The organism is Patescibacteria group bacterium (assembly GCA_035549555.1).
In the GTDB taxonomy this organism is placed as follows: Bacteria; Patescibacteriota; Microgenomatia; order UBA8517; family UBA8517; genus Co84-156.
The window spans coordinates 1-4468 of record DASZQR010000002.1; the positions used below are offsets into that span (position 1 = coordinate 1).

Annotated in this window: 5 protein-coding genes; all 5 read left to right on the forward strand. The window is 35.3% G+C overall.

Features of this window, described 5'->3' with window-relative positions; translation table 11 throughout:
• Positions 1-143 precede the first annotated feature (143 nt).
• Positions 144-470: a hypothetical protein gene (locus VG895_00005; protein HWA51425.1), complete on the forward strand. Its 327-nt coding sequence runs from the start codon at positions 144-146 to the stop codon at positions 468-470.
• 651 nt (positions 471-1121) lie between these two features.
• Positions 1122-2225, forward strand: a complete 1104-nt coding sequence (locus VG895_00010) for a TlpA disulfide reductase family protein (GenBank protein ID HWA51426.1) — start codon at positions 1122-1124, stop codon at positions 2223-2225.
• Positions 2226-2296: 71 nt separating this feature from the next.
• Entirely contained in the window at positions 2297-3553 is a 1257-nt protein-coding gene (locus VG895_00015; protein ID HWA51427.1) for an ABC transporter permease, read from the forward strand.
• A 93-nt stretch (positions 3554-3646) separates the two neighbouring features.
• Positions 3647-3997, forward strand: coding sequence for a four helix bundle protein (locus VG895_00020; GenBank protein HWA51428.1), 351 nt, complete (start codon positions 3647-3649; stop codon positions 3995-3997).
• A gap of 194 nt (positions 3998-4191) precedes the next feature.
• A partial coding sequence (locus tag VG895_00025) for a tRNA (adenosine(37)-N6)-threonylcarbamoyltransferase complex transferase subunit TsaD (GenBank protein HWA51429.1) occupies positions 4192-4468 on the forward strand: 277 nt, incomplete at its 3' end.

A 4468-nucleotide genomic window follows, 5' to 3' on the forward strand; every position in this document is an offset into this window, starting at 1 on the left:
GGCGCAAAGGTAAGACATGACAACGGATTTAATCAGCATTACTTTCCCAGAAGTTTAATTTTTCATTTTGATTTTTTCAATAACTTTAAAAAATTTAAGCCTGTCTTATGTGGCCTATAAAGTACTTTGATAAAATCAGAAGAATGGATAGCCTGATTTCGAAAAAGGCTACCGGAAACTCAAAAGAATTCAGCAAAAAAATGAATTTATCAAGGAGAAGCCTGATGGGCTATTTACAAGCTATGAAGTTTTTAGGATTTCCGGTTGAATACGACAAACAAAGAGAAACTTACTATTACAAAGAGGATGGGAGAATGACCGGTAATATCTTCAAGCCTCTAAATAAAGAAGAGCAAAAACAAATCAACAAAAACTTTTCTGTAGAAGATAAAGAAGAATGTGCTTCTGCTTTACTGCAAAACAATGATGAAAACATAAATACTTATTGCAAAGATTTGTTTGTTGAATAAATATAAAATGGTTTAGTAACGCCTGATTATTCTCTTAACTAAACTTTACTATGATCCCTTTCTTACGTATGAATCTGTTATTATTAAAATTATTTACTCAATTTCTTTTATCAAAATGAGAAATTTTTTCTTGAAAATTACAGAGTGCAATAATATTGCACTATAGGTTGTTAGCTTTGTTTCAGTTTTATTTTCTGCAGAGATAAAACATAGAGGCAACCGAAAATCTAAAGAAAAGAGTAGGTAATTTTAAAATTGACTTTTCGTTTCGTTTTAATTAAAACGGAAACATTTGTTATGAACAATTTCAAATCGCTTGGCAGAAAGCTGAGCAAGGAGGAGCAAAAAAAGATTAGTGGAGGATTCGATAATCCCGATTGTGGTACAGCCAATACATATTGTGGCAGTGGATCAGGAGTTACATGTTGCAAAGGTCTCACATGTCAAGATGCCGGCAACGGGCAAAACCCTAATATTCCTGGTGGAGATAAGCTATGTGCGTAAACTATAGAAATTAGCCAGCTATTGATTCAAATTTAAAGCAGCCATTATAAATAGAAATTCATCATGGCTGCTTTTTCAAATACAAAATCAGAAAACCTTTAATTTATTTTGGCAACAAGCTTTATTTAATTCAAAACACTTTGTAAAGTGAAATATCTTATTCTGATCAGTCAGCTTTTATATTTTTCGGCTTGCTCTGGTCAGTTATTAAATAAAAAGGACTGGTTCACGTTAACAGGAATAATTAAGGGCAGTGATACGGGTATAATAGTTCTATGGCATCCTGATACTTTGGGCAAATGGATTAAAGATACCTGCATCTTAATAAAAGGGAAGTTCCGGTTTGGCGGACCCATTCATACACCCTCATACGTACACTTAATTAGCTCAACAATAGATGGTAATTATGCAAGTTTTTTCTTAGAAAAGGGTAAACAATCAATAATTCTTAAGAAAAATAACTTTGATAATTATCAAATGAGAGGCTCTGAAACACAAAAAGAAACTGAACCCCTCAGAAAAAAAATTACTACATTAGAAAAAAAGAAAAGCCAACTTACCTCAATTTATGAAAGTAAAAAAGATAGTTCGGCACAAAGTAGAAAAAAACTTGAAAATCAAATACAATTAATAAATGAGAAAGAAAAAACCATAAGAATAGCCTTTATCAAAAAAAATCCAAACTCATATGCAAGCCCGACAGAGTTACTTGGCTTAATTAATTTTATTTCGTTCGACATGTCAAATTCGCTTCTTAATGCATTTAGTCCTAAAATAAAAGAAAGTAGCACTGCCTTATTGTGTAAAAAAGAAATTGATAAGAAAAAACAGCTGATATCCGGCGTTTTTCTTCCTGATTTTATAGAGAAAGATATAAAGGGTGAAAATATTAGTTTATCTCATTTTATAGGAAAATATGTCTTACTTGATTTTTGGGCCAGTTGGTGTATCCCATGCCGAAAAGAAATTCCCCATTTAAAAGAAGTGTATCTAAAATATCAGAAAAAAGGGTTTGAAATAATCGCTATTTCAAATGACAATGATAAAATCAAATGGGAAAACGCAGTTCAGAATGAAGCGATCAAAAATTGGGTCAATATTATTGAAAGCAATCAGATTAAATCAATTTTTCAAGGAGTGACGGTACTTCCCACCCAAATTCTTCTTGATCCTGAAGGAAAAATTATCTGGAGTTCTATTGAAGATAATCACCACAGTTGGGAAGATATATTGGCAAGAGAATTGCAATGATCGGCTTTGTTTATTATTCAATCTAAAATAAATTCTTTCATCACTCCATACGGTTACAGTAAATTTGCTGCATGATTCGCCGCACCATAGAAATTATTGGCACCAGTTTTAAAATGGCCCTGCAGGAGCTGTGGAAAAACAAGCTCCGCACTTTTCTTTCTTTATTCGGTATTACCATTGGTATTTTTTGCATTATTGGCGTATTGGCAACAGTGAACAGCTTAGAACAAAATATTCAAAACGAAGTGAAAGCTCTTGGCACTAATACCATTTATTTAGATAAATGGGATTACAGCGCCGGTGGCGGGCCTGATTATCCATGGTGGAGATATGTGAAGAGACCTGTTCCAAAGCACGATGAAATAAAGCAAATAAAAGAAAGAACTCCCAGTGCCAAATATGTTGCATTCAAAATAGAAGCCCACGATAACATCAGTTTTGAAAACAGTGTGTTGTCCGGTGTCAATATTTACGGAGTGAGCAACGAATTTCAATATATACAACCGGTGGATATTGCCACAGGCCGTTATATTTCTGATGCGGATTTTGAATATGGCAATAATTCAGTGGTGATCGGAAATGAAATCGCAGAAAAATTGTTGGGTAATGCAGAGACTGCTGTTGGCAAAACAATTTCGATAAGGGGAAAGAAAGGCATTGTTGTAGGTGTTTTTAAAAAGCAGGGAAAAACGATGATCGGCGGCTGGAATTTTGATGAGAGCATTGTGATACCTTACAAATTTGCCCGCACTATCATGGATGAACGAAGATCTGATCCGCTTATCATGATCCAGGGACAGGACAATCTCAACAGTAAGGCCTTGAAAGATGACCTGACGGGGGTAGTTCGTGCCATACATAAATTAAGTCCCACACAGGAAGATGATTTTACATTAAATGATATCAATGATTTCAGCGCAGCGATCAGCCAGGCATTTGTTAGTTTGAATATCGGAGGTTGGGCCATTGCTGCTTTGTCTTTGATCGTTGGTATGTTTGGAGTCGCCAATATCATGTTTGTTACCGTTAGAGAAAGAACAGGACAGATCGGGTTGAAAAAAGCCATTGGCGCCAAAAAGAGAGTGATCCTGGCAGAATTTCTTTTGGAATCTGCATTTCTTTGTATTGTAGGCGGATTGATCGGTTTATTGCTTGTGTTTGTACTTACTCAGATACTTTCAGGAGCCTTGCACTTCCCGGTTTATATTTCTGCTGCTAATATGATCATGGCAATTGTTATTTGCATTATCGTCGGCATCGTTGCCGGATTTATTCCCGCCTCCCAGGCAGCAAGAATGGATCCGGTGGTGGCGATAAGAAGCAAATGATTGGGTGATGTGCCAATTTGATAATTCGGCAATTTGCAAATGTGATAATTTTACAATTATGTAAAACTTTATTTTTGATCAATCAATATAGTAATGGAAGAGATCAAAAACGATAATTTGATTTTGACACTTACCCTTGAATTTGCAATTGAGATTGTGAAATATTGTGATTCTTTAGAAGAAAAGAAAAAAATTGTAATTGCCCGGCAACTTTTAAAATCAGGAACATCAATAGGAGCTAATGTTCGTGAAGCTCAAAATGCAGAAAGTAAATCTGATTTTATTCACAAATTCAAAATTGCAGCAAAAGAAGCTGAAGAAACCGAATATTGGTTGCTAATTTGTAAAAAATCGAATGGATACCCGGATCCACAATTCCTAATGGAAAAATTAACATCAATACAAAAAGTTATAACCAAAATAATAGTATCATCAAAAAAATAATCAATACCCCAATAAATCAACACATCAGCAAATCATCACATCAGCAAATCATCACATCAGCAAATCATCACATCAGCAAATCATCACATCAGCAAATCAACACATCAGCAAATCATCACATCAGCAAATCATCACATCAGCAAATCATCACATCAGCAAATCATCATATCAGCAAATTACCTAATTTGCACATGATGCCTACCATTCTCGCCATAGAATCTTCCTGTGATGAAACAGGCGCAGCTGTGTACAGCGAAGGAAAAATTTTGTCGAATACCATCGCCAGTCAGAAAATTCATGAACAGTACGGCGGCGTGGTTCCGGAATTAGCATCGAGAGCTCACATGCAGAATATAGTGCCGGTAGTGAATGCTGCACTACGAGCTGCAAACTGCGAACTGCAAACTATTGATGCCATCGCATTCACACAATCGCCCGGATTGATCGGCGCATTATTAGTAGGAACACAAT